We start from the raw sequence: 21,776 nt of genomic DNA on the forward strand, positions 1-21,776 counted from the left end.
GTATCAGAGAGTGGGAACGGGATAACTCCGTAACGCCACTAACAAAGCCGCGGCACTCGCACCGCGACAATCCACAACTTTTTCTGCGCCGGCAGCCTGCGCCATCTCACAGACTCGCGGGCTGGGCACGAACAATGGCAACTGTGCCACCAGCGGCCAATCGGCGCCCGCCAGGGCCTGCAGGTGTGTAAAACCCTGCCCACTGCTGACCACCAGCCCGTTCAAGCGTTCCAACTGGATGCGTTGTACCAGCACCCGCGAATCATAGGTCGGAAGAAAACGCCGATACAATTCCAGATAGTCGACACTAGCACCTCTGGCGCGCAAACACTGCGCAAGCAACTCCCGTCCGCCTTCGCCGCGCAGGATCAGCACCCTTGCACCGGGACGTGAGACGGCCTCCTGCAGAGCGGGCAATGCGAGCAACGCCTCGCTGTCATCGCCGGTTTGCGGGCAGTGAACCTTGAGGCCCTGATCGGCCAATACCTGCGCCGTCGCGGCCCCCACGCTGAACCACGGCACTTGCCGCCAATGGGGTTGCATCTGTTGCAGGGCCGCGCGGGCGGCCGGCTTGCTCACCACGATGACTGCGCAATAGCGGCCCAGGTCACGGAACACCGCCTGCTGCTCGGGGGTGACGGGCAACGGTTCGATGTCCAGCAAGGGCAGGCTGCTGCTGAAAATACCGGCGTCGGCCAGCGACGCCGCCAGGGCCGTCGACTCCTCGGCCGGCCGCGTCAGCAGCACCCGCCAGCCGCTCACTGCGGTCCGGCCTCGCCGTAAACTTTTTGCAGAATGGCGCCGGCACCTTTTTCCAGCAATGCTTCGGCCACCTGGATGCCCAGCGCCGTCGCTTCACGCTGTGGCCCGCGCGTCTCGGCGGTGAGCAGCAAACCACCGTCCGGGTCGCCAACCAGCCCGCGCAGCCACAGGTTTTCGCCCTCAAGCACCGCGTAGCAGGCAATGGGCACCTGGCAGCCGCCGTTGAGGTGTTTGTTCAGGGCGCGCTCGGCGGTGACCCGCACCTCGGTGTCCTGGTGATCCAGCGGCTTGAGCAGCGCGTGGATTTCACTGTCGACGGTGCGGCATTCGATGCCTACCGCGCCCTGCCCGCCGGCGGGCAAGCTGTCTTCGACGCTGATCGCCGAGGTGATACGGTCTTCGAAGCCCAGGCGGATCAAACCGGCGGCGGCCAGAATGATCGCGTCATATTCACCGGCATCCAGCTTGGCCAGGCGGGTGTTGACGTTGCCCCGCAGAAAGCGGATTTTCAGGTCCGGACGACGCGTGAGCAACTGGGCCTGACGGCGCAGGCTCGACGTGCCGACGATGCTGCCAAGGGGCAGCTCATCCAAGGATGCGTAAGTATTGGAGACAAAGGCATCACGCGGGTCTTCACGCTCGCAGATACAAAAAAGGCCCAGGCCTTCAGGGAAGTCCATGGGCACATCTTTCATCGAGTGCACGGCGATGTCGGCGTGGTTTTCCAGCAGTGCGGTTTCCAGTTCCTTGACGAACAGACCCTTGCCGCCAATCTTGGACAGTGGCGAGTCGAGCAGCTTGTCGCCGCGACTGACCATGGGCACCAGACTCACCTTGAGGCCCGGATGGGCCAGCTCAAGACGGGCCTTGACGTATTCGGCCTGCCACAAGGCCAAGGCACTTTTACGGGTGGCGATGCGGATTTCGCGAAGAGACATTGAACGATCCGTACTGGGTAGATACGGCAGATAATAACAGCTCAGGCCAGTGCGCCTTGACTTGAATCAGCACGGGCAGCACCCCATCCGTGGGGCTAAAGCTGCTGCATCATCTTGCGCACGCCGGCGACATGGCGCCGACTCACGATCAACGCATCGCCATTGAGCCCTTTGAGAAATAACTGAAAGTGTCCCAGCGGCGTGCGCTGCAAACGTTCGATACGCTCACGGGCCACCAGCGCATTGCGATGGATGCGCACGAAGCGCTCGCCAAACTCATCCTCAAGCGCCTTGAGCGGCTCGTCGAGCAACACTTCGCCGGCCTCGTGACGCAAGGTCACGTACTTGTGATCAGCAATAAAATAGACCACCTGATCCAGTGGGATAAGCTCGATGCCTTTGCGGGTACGCGCGCTGATATGGCTGCGCGGCCCGTTACCGCTTTGGGCAGCAGGCTGAGTCAGGGCGGCCAGTTGCAGGCGGTTCGGGCGCTCGGCTTTTTTCAGGGCCTTGAGCAGACCTTCGCCGGCCACCGGTTTGGTCAGAAAGCTCACACCGCTGTCTTCCAGGGTCTGCGCAGAAAATTCTTCCTCTGCCGCACACAGCACCACCGCCGGGGGGGATTCGCGCTCGCTCAGGCGGGCTGCGACTTGCAGGCCATCGAGGCCCGGCATGCGAATATCGAGCAGCACTACGTCGGGCTTGAGGCTGTCGATCAGCGTCAACGCCTCTTCGCCGGTGGTGGCACTCGGTTCCAGGACTGTATAACCCTCGAGCTCTTTGACCAGACGGCTCAGACGCTCGCGGGCTTGGGGTTCGTCATCAACGATCAGGACATTCATATTGCGCTGGATTCCTGCGTGAGTCTCGCACAAGGATAGCGTAGACAGGTGCGGTGACTTGCGTCACAGCGATCCACGCTAAGACTGGTACGAACGGCAAAAAGTGCCCCGGCAGCGGCACCCATGTTTACCCGGACCTGTTCATTAGCGCCCAGGACCTGCTGCCTCCGGGCATCTTCGTAGGGTTTGCTGATACACAATCCGAATACCCCCTTTTTCAATGGACAGTCAGCCTCTGACCGCATTACCCGACTTTGGTGCGTTCATACACTGTCAGTCCAACTGTAGACGCTCGCCAGAACGATATTGCTCAATCGTCAAATATCGTATCAATAAGCCCGCGCTTGCAGTCTCGTCTCGGACGCGGCCGGCGGCAAGGCGCTTGGCCACCTCTGGCACAAATAAATTGCCGATCACCCGCAGCAGCGCCTCCAAGGGCAACCCTGTTATTATCGGCGCCACATTCCACGCCTCTTTCAAGCAGACCACGAGCGAATCCATGAGCACCGACAAGACCAACCAGTCCTGGGGCGGCCGCTTCAGTGAACCCGTCGACGCCTTCGTCGCCCGCTTCACCGCCTCCGTTAATTTCGACCAGCGCCTGTACCGCCACGACATCATGGGCTCCATCGCCCACGCCACGATGCTGGCCAAGGTCGGCGTGCTGACCGATGCCGAGCGCGACAGCATCATCGACGGTCTGACCACCATTGGCGGTGAGATCGAAGCCGGCACGTTCGACTGGCGCGTCGATCTGGAAGACGTGCACATGAATATCGAGGCGCGCCTTACGGACCGCATCGGCGTAACCGGCAAGAAGCTGCACACCGGTCGCAGCCGTAACGACCAGGTGGCCACCGATATCCGCCTGTGGCTGCGCGATGAAATCGACCTGATCCTGGCCGAAATCACACGCCTGCAAAAGGGTTTGCTGGAGCAGGCCGAGCGTGAGTCGGACACCATCATGCCAGGGTTCACCCACCTGCAGACCGCGCAGCCAGTGACTTTCGGCCATCATTTGCTGGCCTGGTTCGAAATGCTCAGCCGCGACTACGAGCGCCTGGTGGACTGCCGCAAGCGCGCCAACCGCATGCCCCTGGGCAGCGCCGCACTGGCCGGCACCACGTACCCGATCGACCGCGAATACACCGCGCAACTCCTTGGCTTTGATGCCGTGGGCGGCAACTCCCTGGACGGCGTGTCGGACCGTGACTTCGCCATCGAATTCTGCGCTGCCGCCAGCATCGCCATGATGCACCTGTCGCGGTTCTCCGAAGAGCTGGTGCTGTGGACCAGCGCGCAATTCCAGTTCATCGATCTGCCGGACCGCTTCTGCACCGGCAGCTCGATCATGCCGCAAAAGAAAAACCCCGACGTGCCCGAGCTGGTTCGCGGTAAGAGCGGCCGCGTATTCGGCGCGCTGATGGGCCTGCTGACCCTGATGAAAGGCCAGCCGCTGGCCTACAACAAGGACAACCAGGAAGACAAGGAACCGCTGTTCGACGCCGCCGACACTCTGCGCGACTCGCTGCGCGCGTTCGCCGACATGATCCCGGCGATCAAGCCCAAACACGCGATCATGCGTGAAGCGGCCTTGCGTGGTTTCTCCACCGCGACAGACCTGGCCGACTACCTGGTGCGCCGTGGCCTGCCGTTCCGCGACTGCCACGAAATCGTCGGGCATGCGGTGAAGTACGGCGTGGACAGCGGCAAGGACCTGGCAGAAATGAGCCTGGAAGAACTGCGCCAGTTCAGCGACCAGATCGAGCAGGACGTGTTCGCTGTACTGACCCTGGAAGGCTCGGTAAATGCCCGCAACCACATCGGCGGCACTGCACCGGCACAGGTGAAAGCTGCGGTCGCGCGCGGCCAGGCGCTGCTCGCCAGCCGCTGAAACCATTGCAGGCGAGCAGCTCCCCCGCTGGAATGCATTCCAACGGTGGGAGTGGACTTGCTCCCGATAGCGCAGAGTCAGCCAACACATGTGCTGACTGACATACTGCTATCGGGAGCAAGCCCCCTCTCACACTGGCTTACTTTTTCGCCGCAATCATCGCCCGAAACGCCGGCATCGCCGCCTGCCGGTCCGCCTCGACCTTACGTGCGTTCGGCATGTCATTCAAACGCTCGAGCAACGCCCTCGCCTTCGGCAACTCAGCCAGCAAATCCAGGCCAAACAGCTTCTCGCCCACGCCACACGCCAGGTTCAAGCTGTACATGAAGTACAGGTCGGCAATCATGAAGCTCTCCCCCGCCACATACGGCGCAAACTTGCCGTGACGCCCCAGGGAACCAACGCCCAACAGCAACTCGGCGCGGGACTTTTCCTTGATCGCCTCCGGCACCGACAGGCCAAAAAATGCCTCGGCGAAACACGCGCGGGCGGGCAACTCGATGTACAGCTCGATTTCCCGGCACAGCGCCAGCACCTGGGCCCGCGCGAAGGGGTCGCCCGGCAACAGCGCCGGCCCTTCCTGGGTTTGCTCGATGTATTCGAGGATCACACTGGTTTCGTTGATGAAACCCTGTTTTACCTCCAGCACGGGCACTTTGCCGCGCGGGCTGATCGTCAGGGTTTCCTGAGTTTGTCCGGCATAAAAAGGCACCTCTTCAAAGGGCAGCCCCTTTTCCAGCAGCGCCAGCTTGACCATGTTGTAGTAGTTGCTGACCGAAAATCCGTAAAGCTTGAGCATCGCAAAGCCTCCAGGCCGTGTGCGGGGTTGGCTGCAAGCGTTATAGATCCTCGCGACCTGCCTGACCAGCAGCATCACCCACCTGAATGGAGGTAGACTGGCGCCCTTTCCTTGAGGAGCCTGCCATGAGCGAGCCAACCGACATCGACAACGACGAAGAAGAATTCACTGAAAACACGCTGATCGAAGCAATCGAAAACCAGATCGAAAGCGACAACCCGCCGGCTGCCAAAGCCGTGTTCAACAAGCTGACGCTGGTGGGTTACGAGCGCGAAGACATCCTGAATTTGATGGCCCATGTGCTGGCGTTCGAGATCGACGCGATGCTCGACGAAGACCGCCCCTTCGATACCCACTGGTACGAAACAGCGTTGCGGGCACTGCCTGAGCTGCCACCGGAAAAGGAATAAGCCCGGCACGCAGCAACACGCTGGACAGTTCGGCAAAGTGCGTTCACCTTATGGCCTGCTAGCCTCTAATAAATTTAGAACGTCTGGAGTCCTTATGTCGTATACCCCTGAGTTGGTTGCCGAACTGGAAATCCTTGCACTCTTCAACCTGGACAGCTCCCAGGAAGGCCTGAAAGTCCATCAGACCGCCGCCCCCACTGCCGTTGCCGCCGCCAGGCGCCTATTTGACAAAGAACTGATTACCCAGCCCGATGGTGGCTATCTGACCAGCCTTGGTCGCGATGCTGCCGAACACGCCCAAGGGCTGCTGACCATCCTGAGCACCACCCAAAAAGAAGCCGCCTGACACCTGATACCGCCCATGGAGTCCGCTGCCTGCGGATTCCGCGGGCGTTGCTGTGGGTGAGCGAAAAATTCCGACACTAAACACCACTCCCCTCTAAAACTCCTGCGCATCTGACTGTAGACTCCTACACGGCCGCCCGCGTCGGGCTCTGCGAGCCACCGAGTTCGACATGACCCGCACCCATGAAATACGCCCTGACCTGGACGAGGGCATCGACCGCAAGGTGCTGGCCCAACTGCGTGGGCGCTTCATGGCGCTCAACGAAGGTCGCATGGCCCGTGCCGTCGAAGGGCTGACGCCGCGCCAGCACAGCGTATTGACGCTGCTTCCGCTGTTTTTCCACGTCAACCATCCGCTGTTGCCCGGCTACGTATCGGGCAGCACGCCGGCCGGACTGTCGAATTTCGAACCCGATGCCCAGGCCCTGGCCGAAGCCCAGCGGCTGACCCGCTCGTTCTCCTACAAGCCGCGCCCCGGCAACCAGCCCAGGCCGATCCACGGCCTGTTTCTGATGGGCAGCCTGGGCACTCTGGCCCAGGCGGACCAGAGCGACATGGACGTGTGGGTGTGTCATGCCGCAGACCTTGGCGACATCGAACTGGCCGAACTGCGTAAAAAATGTCAGTTGCTGGAAGCCTGGGCGCTGACACTGGGCGCCGAGGCGCATTTCTTCCTGATCGAGCCGACGCGGTTTGTGCTGGGGGAGCGCGATACGCAACTGAGTTCCGACGATTGCGGCACCACTCAGCACTACCTGCTGCTGGACGAGTTCTACCGCACCGCCATCTGGCTGGCCGGTCGCACCCCGATCTGGTGGCTGGTGCCGGTGTACGAAGAATCGCGATATGCCGAGTTCACCCACACGCTTATTTCCAAGCGTTTTATCCGCGCCGATGAAACCCTCGACCTCGGCCACCTGGCACGCATTCCCCCGGGTGAATTCATTGGCGCCGGGCTCTGGCAACTGTTCAAAGGCATCGAGTCCCCCTACAAGTCGCTGCTCAAGCTGTTGCTGACCGAGGTCTACGCCAGCGAACACCCGAACGTGGACTGCCTGAGCCTGCGCTTCAAACGCGCCGTGTTCGCCGACCGTATGGACCTGGATGAGCTGGATCCATACATCGTGATGTACCGCCGTATCGAGGAGTACCTCAACGCGCGCAACGAACCCGAGCGCCTGGAGCTGGTACGACGTGCACTGTACCTGAAGGTCAACTGCAAGCTCAGCGCCGGCCAGCGCACCGCCAGTTGGCAACACTTGCTGCTCAAGCGCCTGGCCGATGAGTGGGGCTGGGACCCTCGCCAACTGGCCCTGCTGGACAGCCGCAGCCAGTGGAAAGTGCGCCAGGTGGCGGCCGAGCGCCGCGCCCTGGTCAGCGAGCTCAATTACAGTTACCGGTTCCTGACCCAGTTCGCCCGCACCGAACAGACCGTCAGCCCGATCAACAGGCGCGACCTCAATGTACTGGGCCGGCGCTTGTACGCAGCGTTCGAGCGCAAGGCCGGCAAGGTCGAATTCATCAACCCCGGCATTGCCCCGGACCTGGCCGAAGACACGCTGACGCTGGTGCAGTCGCCTAACCGCAAGGAGCCCGACCAGCACCACTGGGGCCTGTACAACGGCAGCCTCACCGCCTTGGAGTGGGAGCACTTTGCACCGATCAAGCGCAGCCGTGACCTGCTCGAAATGCTCACCTGGTGCCACCGCAACGGCGTGATCGACAGCAGCACACGCCTGGCCCTGCACCCGGGCGCCAGCGACATGACCGAGTTCGAACTGTTCAACCTGCTGGGCAGCCTGCAGCAAACCCTCCCCCTGCCCTTGCCCAGCGTCGATGAAACCCGCCTGCTGCGCTCGGCGGTGCCCGACGAGGTGTTGCTGCTGATCAACGTCGGCGTCGATCCGCTCAAGCACCACCGCGACCTGAATATCCTGATGACCACCGAGCGCACCGACTCCCTGAGTTACGCCGGTGTGCGCGACAACCTGGTGCTGACCCTGGACCAGGTCACCCTCAACAGCTGGAACGAGGTGATGGTCAGCCGTTACGACGGGCCCCACGCGCTACTCGATTGCCTGCGCGACTACCTCAACCAGTTGCCTCTCGACCATCTGCCGCGCCTGCGCGTGCGCTGCTTCTGCCACAACCGTGCGCCGTTCATTGCCCAGCGCGTGGAGGAGATTTTCGACACCGCGCAACACTTGATGCTGGGGCAATCCAACCACCGTTACCTGCTGCAGGTGCAGCAGCACTATCACGTGATGGAGTTGACGCCGGGTCAGGCCAACCATGTGTCGCTGCCGACTCAGCAAGCACTGATCGCCTACCTCGGCGAAGAACTGGCCAGTTACAGTCCCTGGCACCTGGATGCCATGGCCCTGGAAGGTCACGACCTGGCGCTGTTGCTGCCGATGGGCCTGGCCGATTGCGTGCAGGTGTTCTACCGGGTCAATGAAGGCTTCGCCGAGCTGTATGTGCTGGATGAGTTCAATGCGCTCTGGCAACAGCGCTTGCCGTTTCACGACGAGCAGAGCCTGCTGGCGCCGTTGCAGCGTTTTCTGCAATCGATCATCTATCGGCGTGACGCGTTATCGCCGCTTGACCCACAGCAACCGCAGGGCGCAGTCCACGTCCTGTATTACCAACTGCTGCCTTCGGGCAGCAACCGCGCGCGCGGGGTCGAGCCGCGTCCGGCGCCTTCGACGCCGGCCAACACGTCCTTTTACGAGGTGCAGGCAATCATCGCCAGGGCGGCGCCAGGCCAGGTAGGCATTACCCTGTACTGCAATCAGCGGGAGTTTTGCGAACTGGAATTCGGCGACCAGCTGTTCACTGTGGTCGCCCGGGAAATCGTCGGGCAACGCCGGGAAACCGAGCGCTACCGCTGCTACATCACCGACCTCGACCTGTCCGGCCTGCTCGGTGATGTGCAAAGTCCGAGCAACCTGTACCTGCGCTACAAGGCCGAACTGGAAGTGTCGCTGAACGAGGCACTCAGCCAGATTTAAAGCGGAAAGGCGCCGCCGTCCTTTGGCTGGCCTTCGACGCTGAGCAACTCCAGCTTGAGAGTCTTGCCGCCGGGCGCCGGCCAGTCGATGTGCTGGCCAACCTGCAGGCCGAGCAGCGCGCTGCCGACCGGCGCCAGGATCGAAACCTTGCCTTCGTCGGCATTCGCGTGCTTTGGGTACACCAGGGTCAGGTGGTAGTCCTTGCCGCTGCCTTGCTCGCGGCAATGCACGCTGGAGTTCATGGTCACGACACCCGCAGGCACTTCATCGTGGCCAACCACGTCGGCGCGGTCGAGTTCGGCTTGCAACGCTTCGACACCGGGAAACTCGTCGCCCAGGCGGTCGATCAGTTGCTCCAGACGCTGCACGTCAAGACGGGTGAGGATGATGGACGGTGCGGTGGTCATGATTCAGGCAGACTCCTTTTTTCTGCACAAAAAAGCAAAACCCCGCCAGGAAAGGCGGGGTTCTCACGGGCCTCGATGGGTTGAGGCGTAGCCGGACACTACCACAGCGTCACAAATAAACAAGACGACCTCAGGCGAGTGCCCGGCGCTGCTCGGCCTCGGCACAGATAGTGCGCCGCCGGGCATCGTCGGCGGAGCGCCATTCGCGGATGTCTTCCACGTGACGGAAGCAGCCACGGCAGACTTTCTCATCGTCCAGGCGACACAAACTGATACAAGGTGACGGCACCGCCGGGCTCACATTACTGAACAGCGGCTTGGGCGGACGCGTGGGGGCAGGCTGGCTCACGGTCAAATCTCGTCGAAATCCAGCTCGGCGCCGGATTGTTCCAGAACCAGACGGGCCAGCATCTCGCTGAGCAGCTCATCGCTGGTATCGCACTGCCAGTTGTTGTCTTCTTCGTTGTAGTCGAAGTGAAAACCACCGGAACGTGCCGCCAGCCACAACTGCCGCAACGGTTCCTGCCGGCTGAAGATCAACTGAGTGCCGTTCTCGAACTTGACCGTCAACACGCCGGCCGAGTTTTCCAGGTCCACGTCCAGGCCGCTGTCGTCGAAAATATCCTCCAGCGCCTGCTGGGTAGAATCCACCAGATCGTGAAAACGGGCTTCGGTCAAACTCATTGTGGCAACCTCAAAAGTGTCGGGTTCTGCTCAAGCGCCGCACGATACGGAGGCGCCTGCGTGAATGCAACGGATACCGATTTCATTACCGATGACGGTACGAATTATCACCGGCCAGCGTAGCTCTATTCCCGAACAAGTCGGCAAACCCCCGCCGGACGGGTATTTCGGCGCATAGGCAAGCTGCCGGGTGGTCGGTATACTCGGGCGCAATTAATGCATATTCAAGGATTTCGCCATGAAGCGCCTGATCTCTTCCCTTGCTGCGCTCGTCGCGGTCGCTTGCCTCGTTAGTGCTTGTGGACAAAAAGGCCCACTGTACCTGCCCGATGACAGCAAGGACCCCAACGAACAGGCGCAATCGTCGCAGAAGCCTTCAAAAGCGCACAAGCACGACACTTACTAAGGGAACACCATGGACGCTTTTAACTACCGGGACGGTGAGCTGTTCGCGGAAGGCATGGCGTTGTCGGCAATTGCCGAGCGCTTTGGCACCCCGACCTACGTGTACTCGCGTGCGCACATCGAGGCGCAGTACCGCTCCTTCACCGACCCGCTGAACGGCGTGCCGCACCTGGTGTGCTACGCAGTCAAGGCCAACTCCAACCTGGGCGTACTCAATGTCCTGGCGCGTCTGGGCGCCGGTTTCGACATCGTGTCCCGTGGCGAGCTGGAGCGCGTGCTCGCCGCCGGCGGCCAGGCTGACAAGATTGTGTTCTCCGGTGTCGGCAAGAGCCGCGACGACATGCGCCGCGCCCTGGAAGTAGGCGTGCACTGCTTCAACGTCGAATCCACCGACGAGCTGGAGCGCCTGCAGGTGGTGGCCGCCGAGCTGGGCGTTCGCGCGCCGATCTCGCTGCGCGTCAACCCGGACGTCGACGCCGGCACCCACCCGTACATTTCCACCGGTCTCAAAGAGAACAAGTTCGGCATCGCCATTGCCGACGCCGAAGACGTGTACATCCGCGCCGCCCAACTGCCGAACCTGGACGTGCTGGGCGTCGACTGCCACATCGGCTCGCAACTGACCAGCCTGCCACCGTTCCTCGATGCCCTCGACCGCCTGCTGGCGCTGGTCGACCGCCTCGGCGACTGCGGCATCTACCTGCGCCATATCGACCTCGGTGGCGGTGTGGGGGTGCGTTATCGCGACGAAGAGCCGCCGCTGATCGCCGACTACATCCAGGCTGTGCGCGAGCGTATCGAAGGCCGCGACCTGGCGCTGTTGTTCGAGCCAGGCCGCTACATCGTCGCCAATGCCGGCGTGCTGCTGACTCAGGTCGAGTACCTCAAGCACACCGAACACAAGGATTTCGCCATCGTCGATGCGGCGATGAACGACCTGATCCGCCCGGCGCTGTACCAGGCATGGATGAATGTCACCGCCGTGGCCCCTCGCGACAGCGAAGCGCGCGCCTACGATATCGTCGGGCCGATCTGCGAGACCGGCGACTTCCTGGCCAAGGATCGTCAACTGGCGCTCGCCGAAGGCGATCTGCTGGCCATTCATTCGGCCGGCGCCTATGGGTTTGTCATGAGTTCCAACTACAACACGCGCGGGCGTACCGCCGAGGTGCTGGTGGACGGTGATCAAGCATTTGAAGTGCGTCGCCGCGAGACGGTAGCCGAGTTGTATGCTGGCGAAAGCCTGCTGCCGGAGTAAGCCATGCTGCTGCGTTTTACCAAGATGCACGGGCTGGGTAACGATTTCATGGTCCTCGACCTGGTCAGCCAGCACGCGCACATCCTGCCCAAGCACGCCAAACAATGGGGCGACCGGCACACCGGCATTGGTTTCGACCAGTTGCTGATCGTCGAGGCGCCGAGCAATCCGGAGGTGGATTTCCGCTACCGGATCTTCAACGCCGACGGCACCGAAGTGGAACAGTGTGGCAACGGCGCCCGCTGCTTCGCGCGCTTTGTGCTGGACAAGCGCCTGACCGCCAAGCGCCAGATCCGCGTCGAGACCAAGGGCGGCGTGATCGAGCTGGATATCCGCAATGACGGCCAGATCAGCGTCAACATGGGCGCGCCGCGCCTGGTGCCGGCGGACATCCCGTTCCAGGCCGACGCACAGGCCGCAAGCTACCCGTTGGACGTGGACGGCAACAGCGTCGAGATCGCCGCCGTGTCCATGGGCAATCCCCATGCGGTGCTGCGGGTCAATGACATCAACAACGCGCCGGTGCATGAACTGGGGCCGAAGATCGAGCATCATCCGCGCTTTCCGGCGCGGGTGAACGTGGGCTTCATGCAGGTGATCGACCGCTCCCGCGCGCAACTGCGTGTGTGGGAACGCGGCGTCGGCGAAACACAGGCCTGCGGCACCGGTGCCTGCGCCGCCGCCGTGGCCGCGATCAGCCAGGGCTGGATGGATTCGCCGCTGCTGATCGACCTGCCCGGTGGACGCCTGTCCATCGAATGGGCAGGCCAGGGCCACCCGGTACTGATGACCGGGCCGGCCTCGCGCGTCTACGAAGGACAGGTCCGTCTATGAGTGAGCCAAGCCAATGACCGATAAACCTCGAGTACCCGCACACGCTACCCCGAGCGAAAGTCTGGAGGCCGCTGAAGTCGCGGCGTACCTTGAGGCTAATCCGGACTTCTTCGTCGAACACGAAGAGCTGCTGCCGGCCCTTCGTATTCCGCACCAGCGCGGCGATACCGTGTCGCTGGTGGAGCGGCAGATGAAGATTCTGCGCGAGCGCAACATCGAAATGCGCCATCGGCTCTCGCACCTGATGGACGTGGCCCGTGATAACGATCGCCTGTTCGACAAGACCCGTCGCCTGATCCTGACCCTGATGGACGCCGCCAGCTTGGAAGAAACGGTAATGGCCGTCGAGGACAGCCTGCGTGAGGACTTCCAGGTGCCTTTTGTCAGCCTGATCCTGTTCAGCGAAAACCCGATGCCGGTAGGGCGCTGGGTCAGTGGCAGCGACGCACAGACCGCCATCGGCGGCCTGTTGTCCGAAGGCAAGAGCATCAGCGGCACCTTGCGTGAACACGAGCTGGACTTTCTGTTCGGTGCCGAACAGCGCAAGCAGATCGGCTCCACCGCCGTGGTCGCCCTTAGTCACCAGGGTCTGCACGGCGTACTGGCCATCGCCAGTCGTGACCCGCAGCACTACAAAAGTTCGGTAGGCACGCTGTTTCTGACCTACATCGCCGAAGTGCTGGGCCGCGTGTTGCCGCGCTACACCACCGCCCTGCGCGCGGTGCGCTAGCCATGCAAGGGCAACTGGACGCTTATTGCGCGCACCTGCGCAACGAGCGCCAGGTGTCGCCGCACACCCTGGAAGCCTACCGGCGCGACTTGAACAAGGTGCTGGCCTGGTGCGAAAAGCAGCACGTCACCAGCTGGAAGGCCCTGGACATCCAGGCACTGCGCAGCCTGATCGCCAGGCTGCACCAGCAAGGCCAGTCGTCGCGCAGCCTGTCGCGCCTGCTGTCGGCGGTGCGCGGCCTTTACCATTTCCTGAACCGCGAAGGCTTGTGCGACCACGATCCGGCCAATGGCCTGTCGCCGCCCAAGGGCGAACGGCGCCTGCCCAAGACCCTCGACACGGACCGCGCCCTGCAATTGCTCGATGGCGCGGTGGAGGATGATTTCCTCGCCCATCGCGATCAGGCGATTCTGGAGCTGTTCTACTCCTCGGGGCTGCGCCTCTCGGAGCTGACCGGCCTGAACCTCGACCAGCTGGACCTCGCGGATGGTCTGGTGCAGGTGCTGGGCAAAGGCAGCAAGACCCGCGTCCTGCCGGTCGGTAGAAAGGCCCGCGAAGCCCTGCAACTGTGGTTGCCGTTGCGGGCGCTGGCCAATCCGGTGGACGACGCAGTATTCATCAGCCAGCAAGGCCGGCGACTGGGGCCGCGAGCCATCCAGGTACGGGTCAAGGCGGCGGGCGAGCGTGAGCTGGGGCAGAACCTGCACCCGCACATGCTGCGGCACTCTTTTGCCAGCCATCTGCTCGAATCCTCCCAGGACCTGCGCGCGGTCCAGGAACTGCTCGGCCACGCCGACATCAAGACCACGCAGATCTACACCCACCTGGACTTCCAGCACCTGGCAACGGTGTACGACAGCGCCCATCCACGGGCCAAACGCATCAAGGGCGGCGACTCATGAGTATCAAGCTGATCACCTTCGACCTGGACGACACGCTCTGGGACAACGTACCCGTCATCATCAGCGCCGAAGCATCGATGCGCGAATGGCTGGCGCTCAATGCATCCAAAGTCGGCGACCTGCCCCTGGAGCATTTCGCCAGCCTGCGCCAGCAAGTGCTGCAGCGCCATCCGGAGCTCAAACACCGTATCAGCGTGCTGCGCCACCGCGTGCTGATGCTGGCCTTCGAGGAAGCGGGCTACCCACAGCCTGAAGCCACGCAAATGGCCGACATCTGCTACGAGGCGTTCATCCACGCACGGCATCAGCTCACCGTGTTCCCCGACGCCGAGCCCATGCTCAAGGCGCTGCGCCAGCACTTCCTGCTCGGCGTAATCACCAACGGCAACGCCGACGTGCAGCGTGTGGGCCTGGCGGATTATTTTCACTTTGCGCTGCGCGCCGAGGACATCGGCATCGCCAAACCGGACTCGCGATTGTTTGAGGAAGCGCTGCAACGTGGCGGCGTGGCAGCCAGTGAGGCGGTGCATGTGGGCGATCATCCCGGGGATGATATTGCCGGCGCGCAGCAGGCCGGGTTGCGTGCGGTGTGGTTCAACCCGACGGGCAAGGCGTGGGAGGCGGACAAGCACCCGGATGCCGAGATTCGCAGCCTGACGGAGTTGCCGGGGTTGCTCACAGGCTGGAAGTGACGCGCTTGCTGCAACACTGAGTATCAATTGTGGGAGGGGGCTTGCTCCCGATAGCGGGCTGTCAGCCCATACACCTGTTGGCTGACCCACTGCTATCGGGAGCAAGCCCCCTCCCACATTGCCTTGTGTTGATTTATAAATTTGTATCAGGCATGAAAAAGCCCGCAGCGACGGCGGGCTTTTTCCTACAGGCAGGTAGCTGACCTCAGATAGGTCGGCTGCCGTACTTGTTATCCGGTTTTTTCGGCGGATCCGCTACGACATTGGGCTCGACCTCGACCACTTTGCCGCCTTTGGCGAGGAACTCTTCCATCGCACGGGCCAGGGCATCGCGCTCTTTGTTCTTGGCTTCAACGCTCGGCAACTCGTCTACCGACACGGCAGCCTTGGCTTTGCCTTTGGCCTTGGGCGCCGCATCATCGCCACCGCCATCATCGGCCTCGTCGGCAACGTCTTCAGCCGCTGCCTCAAGACCTTCTTCGGTGTCGTCTTCATCACCTACTTCGAGGTCGTCTTGTTCCAGATCATCGTCGCTCATGTTCTACCTCATGACTTGCGAAAAGCAGATTAGTTATAGCCCAGCTTTATCCTCTGTCGAGGTCGCCGGAAAAAAATCACATCCACCGGATAACCAGTGGCTTACGCCTCGTCACCGTACAACGTGGCGAGGACTTTTCGAGCACCGCCTTGATCACGGTGCTCGCCCAGATAAACACCTTGCCAGGTCCCCATCGCCAAGCGGCCGGCGCTTACCGGCAGACTCAACTGGCAGCCCAGCAGACTGGCCTTGAAGTGCGCAGGCAGATCATCCGGTCCTTCGTCATTGTGTTCGAACCCGGAACGACCTTGCGGCACCAGCGAGTTGAAAAACCGTTCGAAGTCACGACGTACCGCCGGGTCGGCATTCTCGTTGACCGTCAACGAGGCCGAGGTGTGCTGCAGCCACAGATGCAACAGGCCCACGCGACACGACTTCAGCTCAGGCAAGCCGGCAAGCAGCTCGTCGGTCACCAGGTGAAAGCCCCGAGGCTTGGCCCGCAGGGTAATCAGGGTCTGTTGCCACATACAGTTCTCCGCCCATCGGCGCGCATTCTAGCGCGCTCTGGGAAAAAACAAAGTGCCGAATACGCCTACATGCCTGTAAGACTTTCGCACCCTTGAAAGCACCGAGTGCGCCCCATTACAAACTCGGCGCAAAAACCGGTACAGCGTGTTATGACTGACAAACGCCAGACAAAAAAATGCCCGGCAAGCCGGGCAGTTTTTTTCGCATGCTTACAAGTTGTAACCACGCTCGTTGTGTTGCGCCAGGTCGAGGCCCACCGCCTCTTCTTCTTCGGTAACCCGCAGGCCCATGACCATGTCGAGTACCTTGAGGATGACGAAGGTCACAATGGCTGTGTAGATCACCGTGAAACCGACGCCTTTGCACTGGATCCAGACCTGTGCAGCGATGTCGGTCACAGTGCCGAAGCCGCCCAATGCAGGGGCTGCGAATACACCGGTGAGGATCGCACCAACGATACCGCCGATACCGTGCACGCCGAAGGCGTCCAGGGAGTCGTCGTAGCCCAGTTTGCGCTTGAGCGTGGTGGCGCAGAAGAAGCAGATGACACCGGCCGCCAGGCCGATGATCAGCGCGCCCATCGGGCCCACGGTACCGGCAGCCGGCGTAACGGCAACCAGACCGGCGACAACACCCGAGGCAATACCCAGTGCGCTTGGCTTACCGTGCGCGATCCACTCGGCGAACATCCAGCCCAGCGCCGCGGCAGCGGTAGCGATCTGGGTCACCAGCATCGCCATGCCAGCGGTGCCATTGGCCGCAGCCGCGGAACCGGCGTTGAAACCGAACCAGCCGATCCACAGCATCGCCGCGCCCACCAGCGTGTAACCCAGGTTGTGCGGAGCCATCGGGGTGGTCGGGAAACCTTTACGCTTGCCGAGCACGATGCACGCCACCAGGCCAGCCACACCGGCGTTGATGTGCACCACGGTGCCGCCGGCGAAGTCCAGCACGCCCCAGTCCCACAGCAGGCCGCCATTACCACTCCAGACCATGTGCGCAATCGGCGCATAGACCAGGGTGAACCAGATGGCCATGAAGATCAGCATCGCGGAGAATTTCATGCGCTCGGCGAATGCACCGACGATCAGCGCCGGGGTGATGATGGCGAAGGTCATCTGGAAGGTGATGAACACTGCTTCGGGGAACAGCGCCGCAGGCCCGGTGATGCTGGCCGGGGTCACGCCCGCCAGGAACGCCTTGCCCATGCCGCCGAAGAAGGAGTTGAAGTTGACCACGCCCTGTTCCATACCGGTGGTATCGAACGCGATGCTGTAGCCGTAGACGACCCACAGGATGCTGATCAGGCCAGTGATGGCAAAGCACTGCATCATCACCGACAGAATATTTTTGGAGCGGACCATGCCGCCGTAGAACAGCGCAAGGCCCGGGATGGTCATGAACAGCACCAGGGCGGTGGCGGTCAGCATCCAGGCGGTGTCGCCGGAGTTGAGGACTGGAGCCGCCACTTCGTCTGCCGCCATGGCCAGGCTTGGCATTACGATGGACAACAGGGCTCCGAGCCCTGCGAGTTTACGCAGAGTCATATTGTTTTCTCCTGGGGCGTTGGGGTTTGGCGGCTTAGATTGCGTCGGTATCGGTTTCGCCGGTACGGATGCGAATAGCCTGTTCCAGATTGACCACGAAGATCTTGCCGTCACCGATCTTGCCGGTGTTGGCGGCCTTGGTTATCGCTTCGATAACCCGGTCAAGATCCTTGTCGTCAATGGCGACATCAATCTTCACCTTCGGCAGGAAATCCACCACGTATTCCGCGCCGCGATACAGCTCGGTGTGACCCTTCTGCCGACCGAAGCCTTTGACCTCAGTAACGGTAATGCCCTGCACGCCGATCTCGGACAATGACTCGCGGACATCGTCCAACTTGAACGGCTTGATGATGGCAGTGACTAGCTTCATGAAAACTCTCTCCCGAATTGGTGGACTTGCCCCAGGAAAACAAACCCGACTCAAGTCTAAGCGCAGTGCCTGGCTTTGTAACGCATCGTTGCCTCGGCATTCACCGTTGCAACGCAAGCAAACCACTGGTGACGAAACCTGTACCCCTGATCCATCGGCGCACTGCATTCGTCACAACGACTGCATCAGTGCATGGGTCATGATCGACTAAGCAGAAACCTTGCCAGCTCCGTAAAAACCAATTAAATCAGCCATTTGCCCGTTTATTCCACAACGCACGTAAGCCTTGCGATCGCAATGCGCACAAAAACAGTGCGCAGCCGCCCGGCGCGATGCGCGAAAAGCGTGCATCTGCGCGTTTGAAAAAGACTATAGACGCTGCGTGATACACTGCCGGCCAACAGTTATTCCGGAATATTTCCCATGCTCGCGCCCAAAGACTTCCTCGACGCCCTGAGCGGCCACGCCTCTCGCCTGTTCAGCGGCGACACCCCGCTGCCCCGCAATGAAATCGAAAGCCAGTTCAAGGCATTGCTGCAAAGTGGCTTCAGCAAACTCGACCTGGTAAGCCGCGAAGAATTTGACAGCCAGATGGTGGTATTGGCCCGCACGCGTGCGCGGTTGGAGAGCCTGGAGGCGAAGGTGGCGGAGCTGGAGGCGCGGCTGACACCCACTGCCGCTGAATAACCGCGAAAATTGTGGGAGGGGGCTTGCTCCCGATATCGGCGTGTCATACACCCCATAGACGCCTGACACACTGCCATCGGGAGCCAGCCCCCTCCCACATTTATCCTGTGTCGTGCACCGGATACGTTCTGTAAAACCTCCTCGCCTCGCTCTGTCCAGTCTCGTCTACCCTTGAAAAACCCGCACAAGGCGGCCCTCCATTTCAAGGAACGAGCATGTCCCTCGCCATCGTCCACAGCCGCGCCCAGGTTGGCGTCGAAGCGCCCGCCGTCACCGTCGAGGTGCATATGGCCAATGGTTTGCCGTCCCTGACGCTGGTGGGGTTGCCCGAAACCGCCGTCAAGGAAAGCAAGGACCGCGTACGCAGCGCCATTCTCAATTCGGCCCTGCAATACCCGTCGCGCCGCATCACCCTCAACCTCGCGCCCGCCGACCTGCCCAAGGACGGCGGGCGTTTTGATTTGGCGATTGCGCTGGGCATTCTGGCGGCCAGTGTGCAGGTGCCTTCGTTGATGCTCGATGACGTGGAGTGCCTCGGGGAATTGGCGTTGTCCGGCGAGGTGCGCGCCGTCAAAGGCGTGCTTCCGGCGGCGCTGGCCGCGCGCAAGGCCGGGCGCACCTTGATAGTGCCGCGGGCGAATGCCGAGGAGGCGTGCCTGGCATCGGGGTTGAAGGTCATAGCGGTGGATCACCTGTTGCAGGTGGTCGCGCACCTGAATGGGCATGTGCCGATTGAGCCCTACAAGTCAGACGGCTTGCAGTACCTGAACACGCCGTATCCTGACCTGAGCGAAGTGCAGGGCCAGCTCTCGGCCAAGCGCGCCTTGCTGATCGCGGCGGCGGGCGCGCATAACCTGCTGCTCAGCGGCCCGCCCGGCACCGGCAAGACCTTGCTCGCCAGTCGCCTGCCCGGTCTGTTACCCCCGCTGAGTGAGCAGGAGGCGCTGGAAGTCGCGGCGATTCAATCGGTCGTCAGCCTGGCGCCCTTGAGCCACTGGCCCAATCGGCCGTTTCGCCAACCCCATCACTCTGCATCCGGCCCGGCGCTGGTGGGCGGTGGGTCAAAACCGCAACCGGGTGAAATCACCCTGGCGCACCATGGCGTGCTGTTCCTCGATGAATTGCCGGAGTTTGATCGCAAGGTGCTGGAGGTGCTGCGCGAACCTTTGGAGTCGGGACACATCGTGATCTCCCGTGCCCGCGACCGCGTGAGCTTCCCGGCGCGCTTTCAACTGGTGGCGGCGATGAACCCGTGCCCCTGCGGGTATATGGGTGAGCCCAGTGGTCGCTGTCGCTGTACGCCGGAACAGGTTCAGCGCTATCGCAACAAGCTCTCCGGACCGTTGCTGGACCGGATCGACCTGCACCTGACCGTGGCACGGGAGACCACAGCGCTCAACCCCATTCAACACGGCGGTGACACAACAGCCACCGCCTCGGCGCGAGTAGCCGAGGCTCGTGAGCGTCAACAGCAACGCCAGGGGTGTGCAAATGCCTTTCTGGACCTGCCGGGATTGCGCGAGCACTGCACGCTGACAAAGGTCGACGAGCGCTGGCTGGAGGCGGCGTGCGAACGGCTGACGTTGTCCCTGCGTGCGGCGCATCGGCTGCTCAAAGTCGCCCGTACTCTGGCGGACCTGGAGCAGGTCAGTGCAATCCGCCGCGAACACTTGGCAGAGGCCCTGCAATATCGCGCGGCGAGCCCTTCTATATAGACCTTCACACCTCTGCGCAAAACCAGCTATCGCACCGAATAATTGCCAGATTGACGGCGGCATCAAATTGACATTAAGGTCGCCATCTAAATCAGGGAGCGGTTACAGGCATCACGCCTGTCATTGTGCGCGAATGAGCATATGGAGTCTGGATGCGCGGGGCATTATTACGCAGCGGTAAAAGCGGGTCTTTCACTGCCCTGGGCGAAACCGGTCAACCGGTATATCGCGCAGCCCTGCAGTTGCGCGAAGCAATTCGCCGTAAAGATCCGGAACTGGTCAAGCACCTGGCCGTGCCGCAGAGCGATGAACTCGGCAATCAGATTGACTGGTACAGCGATATCGACGGCGACGTCATTCCCTGGAGTAGCGCGACAGAGCAAGAGCGTGCGCCCGCACGCGAACAGCTCGAAAGGCTGAAAACCTCCCTCCAGGAACTCAGCCAGCGTTTTATCGGCTCCGAGGGCGACGCACACACCGGCGATAAAGCAGTGTTCGGCAAGCTGCTCAAGCGCGTCATCCATTTCCCTGACGAAAATTTCGTGTACCTGGTTCAAGGCAAACCCGTACTGACCTTTTGGGGGTTCGAGCATGCAAATGCCGACGCCAATCGCGACCCGCTGACATGCCTTTACCCCAAGCCAGCGGCGCCGCTGGTCTTCCAACTGCCGCCGGACGAGCCGGTCGTCTCAGCTCCGCTGCCGCCGGTCATCGCGCGTCCCTGGTGGCGTCGCTGGTGGTGGCTCTTGCTGCTGCCGTTGCTGCTGCTTCTTTTATGGCTGCTGCTCAGCCTGCGCGGGTGCGTTCCCGGTATAGCGCTGCCACTTGCGGGTATCACCTCGACTGAGCCTCAAACAACAGAAGTCAGGGGCCAGATACCCGTTGTCACTGGCACCAGCAGTACCGGTGCCACAACTGTCGGCGGCGGCGTGCCCGTCAATGGTGGCTCTATCGAGGCCCCGGCAGCCAGTGCGGAGCAGGACGCGCAGCAACCGCAGGCCGAATCACCCACGCCAGCGGCCCAAGAAGCCCCTGAAACTGCCGTCGAGCCTCAGACGCCCCCTGCAACAGCGCCAGCCCCTGTCACTTCCCAGCCTTCCAGTGCCGGGCTTAGCATTCCGCCAGCAGCACCCGACGGTACGGCCGACTTTCTCAATGGCCAGTATCGCGCCGGGGCCGGCATTCAGGACCGCAAGACCGGCAAGCCACTGCGCCTGGAATACAAGTTCAACAACGGCAAAGGCGAAGTCACCGTGCACCGCGCCAACGGCGTCAACTGCACCGGGCCGGTTTCGGCGGCGATGAAAGGCGGCAGCCTGTCGATCGACAGCCAGGGCCAGGCAGTCTGCGGCGACGGAAGTCACTACGACATGCCAAAGGTCGATTGTCGACAGGGCGCGACCAGTATCGCGGACTGCACCGGCGGTTATGGAACTGAAAAATTCCCAATGTCCATGCGCCAGATGGGCGAATAA

25 protein-coding genes are annotated in these 21,776 nt (G+C 61.9%); 13 read left to right on the forward strand and 12 right to left on the reverse strand.

The genetic code is table 11. From position 1 onward, the window contains the following. Positions 1-3 precede the first annotated feature (3 nt). From JOE32_RS25040 to JOE32_RS16455, 4 genes are all read right to left on the reverse strand, one after another. On the reverse strand, positions 4-762 hold the full coding sequence (locus JOE32_RS25040) for a uroporphyrinogen-III synthase (protein ID WP_231422789.1): 759 nt from the start codon (positions 760-762) through the stop codon (positions 4-6). Next, on the reverse strand, positions 759-1,700 hold the full coding sequence (gene hemC / locus JOE32_RS16445; RefSeq protein ID WP_209986285.1) for a hydroxymethylbilane synthase: 942 nt from the start codon (positions 1,698-1,700) through the stop codon (positions 759-761). Before hemC ends, JOE32_RS25040 begins: the two co-directional genes overlap by 4 nt. Before the next feature lie 95 nt (positions 1,701-1,795). Beyond that, a complete protein-coding gene (locus tag JOE32_RS16450) occupies positions 1,796-2,542 on the reverse strand; it encodes a LytTR family DNA-binding domain-containing protein (protein ID WP_209986288.1) in 747 nt (248 codons plus the stop codon). 273 nt (positions 2,543-2,815) lie between these two features. Then, positions 2,816-3,055, reverse strand: a complete 240-nt coding sequence (locus JOE32_RS16455; protein WP_209986291.1) for a hypothetical protein — start codon at positions 3,053-3,055, stop codon at positions 2,816-2,818. Here JOE32_RS16455 and argH point away from each other — a divergent pair. After that, positions 3,042-4,436, forward strand: a complete 1,395-nt coding sequence (argH, locus tag JOE32_RS16460) for an argininosuccinate lyase (RefSeq protein WP_057006391.1) — start codon at positions 3,042-3,044, stop codon at positions 4,434-4,436. The two genes, JOE32_RS16455 and argH, sit on opposite strands and share 14 nt — an antisense overlap. Before the next feature lie 139 nt (positions 4,437-4,575). On the opposite strand, the gene JOE32_RS16465 is transcribed toward argH, so the two are convergent. Continuing rightward, on the reverse strand, positions 4,576-5,235 hold the full coding sequence (locus JOE32_RS16465) for a glutathione S-transferase (RefSeq protein ID WP_209986293.1): 660 nt from the start codon (positions 5,233-5,235) through the stop codon (positions 4,576-4,578). Between the two features lie 125 nt (positions 5,236-5,360). Between JOE32_RS16465 and JOE32_RS16470 the strand changes: the two genes are divergently transcribed. The 3 genes from JOE32_RS16470 to JOE32_RS16480 all read left to right on the forward strand — a co-directional run bounded on the left by JOE32_RS16470 (position 5,361) and on the right by JOE32_RS16480 (position 9,001). After that, positions 5,361-5,645, forward strand: coding sequence for a hypothetical protein (locus JOE32_RS16470; protein ID WP_209986296.1), 285 nt, complete (start codon positions 5,361-5,363; stop codon positions 5,643-5,645). Between the two features lie 94 nt (positions 5,646-5,739). Beyond that, entirely contained in the window at positions 5,740-5,991 is a 252-nt protein-coding gene (locus tag JOE32_RS16475; RefSeq protein ID WP_209986299.1) for a TIGR02647 family protein, read from the forward strand. Positions 5,992-6,160: 169 nt separating this feature from the next. Then, the gene (locus tag JOE32_RS16480; protein ID WP_209986302.1) at positions 6,161-9,001 is read left to right on the forward strand and encodes a class I adenylate cyclase; all 2,841 of its coding nucleotides are present in this window, start codon (positions 6,161-6,163) and stop codon (positions 8,999-9,001) included. Here the strand turns inward: JOE32_RS16480 and rnk are convergent. From rnk to cyaY, 3 genes are all read right to left on the reverse strand, one after another. Continuing rightward, positions 8,998-9,408 carry a nucleoside diphosphate kinase regulator gene (gene rnk, locus JOE32_RS16485; RefSeq protein ID WP_209986305.1) on the reverse strand — a complete coding sequence of 137 codons (411 nt, stop codon included), beginning with the start codon at positions 9,406-9,408 and terminating at the stop codon, positions 8,998-9,000. The two genes, JOE32_RS16480 and rnk, sit on opposite strands and share 4 nt — an antisense overlap. A gap of 130 nt (positions 9,409-9,538) precedes the next feature. After that, the gene (locus JOE32_RS16490; protein WP_209986307.1) at positions 9,539-9,757 is read right to left on the reverse strand and encodes a DUF1289 domain-containing protein; all 219 of its coding nucleotides are present in this window, start codon (positions 9,755-9,757) and stop codon (positions 9,539-9,541) included. 2 nt (positions 9,758-9,759) lie between these two features. Beyond that, positions 9,760-10,092 carry an iron donor protein CyaY gene (cyaY, locus tag JOE32_RS16495; protein ID WP_003231561.1) on the reverse strand — a complete coding sequence of 111 codons (333 nt, stop codon included), beginning with the start codon at positions 10,090-10,092 and terminating at the stop codon, positions 9,760-9,762. Between the two features lie 238 nt (positions 10,093-10,330). Here cyaY and JOE32_RS16500 point away from each other — a divergent pair, with 238 nt between their 5' ends. The 6 genes from JOE32_RS16500 to JOE32_RS16525 are packed head-to-tail and all read left to right on the forward strand — an operon-like array spanning position 10,331 to position 14,913. Next, on the forward strand, positions 10,331-10,498 hold the full coding sequence (locus tag JOE32_RS16500) for a lipoprotein (RefSeq protein ID WP_003195417.1): 168 nt from the start codon (positions 10,331-10,333) through the stop codon (positions 10,496-10,498). Positions 10,499-10,507: 9 nt separating this feature from the next. After that, positions 10,508-11,755: a diaminopimelate decarboxylase gene (gene lysA, locus JOE32_RS16505; protein ID WP_209986309.1), complete on the forward strand. Its 1,248-nt coding sequence runs from the start codon at positions 10,508-10,510 to the stop codon at positions 11,753-11,755. Positions 11,756-11,758: 3 nt separating this feature from the next. Beyond that, a complete protein-coding gene (gene dapF, locus JOE32_RS16510; RefSeq protein WP_209986312.1) occupies positions 11,759-12,589 on the forward strand; it encodes a diaminopimelate epimerase in 831 nt (276 codons plus the stop codon). 13 nt (positions 12,590-12,602) lie between these two features. Then, positions 12,603-13,319 (forward strand): DUF484 family protein, encoded by a 717-nt coding sequence (locus tag JOE32_RS16515; protein WP_209986315.1) that lies wholly within the window; start codon positions 12,603-12,605, stop codon positions 13,317-13,319. Between the two features lie 2 nt (positions 13,320-13,321). Next, positions 13,322-14,221, forward strand: a complete 900-nt coding sequence (gene xerC / locus JOE32_RS16520; RefSeq protein ID WP_209986318.1) for a tyrosine recombinase XerC — start codon at positions 13,322-13,324, stop codon at positions 14,219-14,221. Further along, positions 14,218-14,913, forward strand: a complete 696-nt coding sequence (locus JOE32_RS16525; protein ID WP_209986321.1) for an HAD-IA family hydrolase — start codon at positions 14,218-14,220, stop codon at positions 14,911-14,913. Before xerC ends, JOE32_RS16525 begins: the two co-directional genes overlap by 4 nt. Positions 14,914-15,118: 205 nt before the next feature. Here the strand turns inward: JOE32_RS16525 and sutA are convergent, their stop codons facing one another. From sutA to glnK, 4 genes are all read right to left on the reverse strand, one after another. After that, the gene (sutA, locus tag JOE32_RS16530; RefSeq protein ID WP_057006382.1) at positions 15,119-15,451 is read right to left on the reverse strand and encodes a transcriptional regulator SutA; all 333 of its coding nucleotides are present in this window, start codon (positions 15,449-15,451) and stop codon (positions 15,119-15,121) included. Between the two features lie 101 nt (positions 15,452-15,552). Beyond that, positions 15,553-15,978 carry a secondary thiamine-phosphate synthase enzyme YjbQ gene (locus JOE32_RS16535; RefSeq protein ID WP_209986325.1) on the reverse strand — a complete coding sequence of 142 codons (426 nt, stop codon included), beginning with the start codon at positions 15,976-15,978 and terminating at the stop codon, positions 15,553-15,555. A gap of 210 nt (positions 15,979-16,188) precedes the next feature. Continuing rightward, on the reverse strand, positions 16,189-17,526 hold the full coding sequence (locus tag JOE32_RS16540) for an ammonium transporter (RefSeq protein ID WP_057006380.1): 1,338 nt from the start codon (positions 17,524-17,526) through the stop codon (positions 16,189-16,191). 34 nt (positions 17,527-17,560) lie between these two features. Continuing rightward, on the reverse strand, positions 17,561-17,899 hold the full coding sequence (gene glnK / locus JOE32_RS16545; RefSeq protein WP_002555808.1) for a P-II family nitrogen regulator: 339 nt from the start codon (positions 17,897-17,899) through the stop codon (positions 17,561-17,563). Between the two features lie 423 nt (positions 17,900-18,322). Between glnK and JOE32_RS16550 the strand changes: the two genes are divergently transcribed. The 3 genes from JOE32_RS16550 (at position 18,323) to JOE32_RS16560 (ending at position 21,776) form a co-directional block, all read left to right on the forward strand. Next, the gene (locus JOE32_RS16550) at positions 18,323-18,586 is read left to right on the forward strand and encodes an accessory factor UbiK family protein (protein ID WP_209986328.1); all 264 of its coding nucleotides are present in this window, start codon (positions 18,323-18,325) and stop codon (positions 18,584-18,586) included. Between the two features lie 215 nt (positions 18,587-18,801). After that, a complete protein-coding gene (locus JOE32_RS16555) occupies positions 18,802-20,301 on the forward strand; it encodes a YifB family Mg chelatase-like AAA ATPase (RefSeq protein WP_209986331.1) in 1,500 nt (499 codons plus the stop codon). A 152-nt stretch (positions 20,302-20,453) separates the two neighbouring features. Continuing rightward, the gene (locus JOE32_RS16560) at positions 20,454-21,776 is read left to right on the forward strand and encodes an SrfA family protein (RefSeq protein WP_209986335.1); all 1,323 of its coding nucleotides are present in this window, start codon (positions 20,454-20,456) and stop codon (positions 21,774-21,776) included.

The organism is Pseudomonas sp. PvP025, assembly GCF_017832155.1.
In the GTDB taxonomy this organism is placed as follows: domain Bacteria; phylum Pseudomonadota; class Gammaproteobacteria; order Pseudomonadales; family Pseudomonadaceae; genus Aquipseudomonas.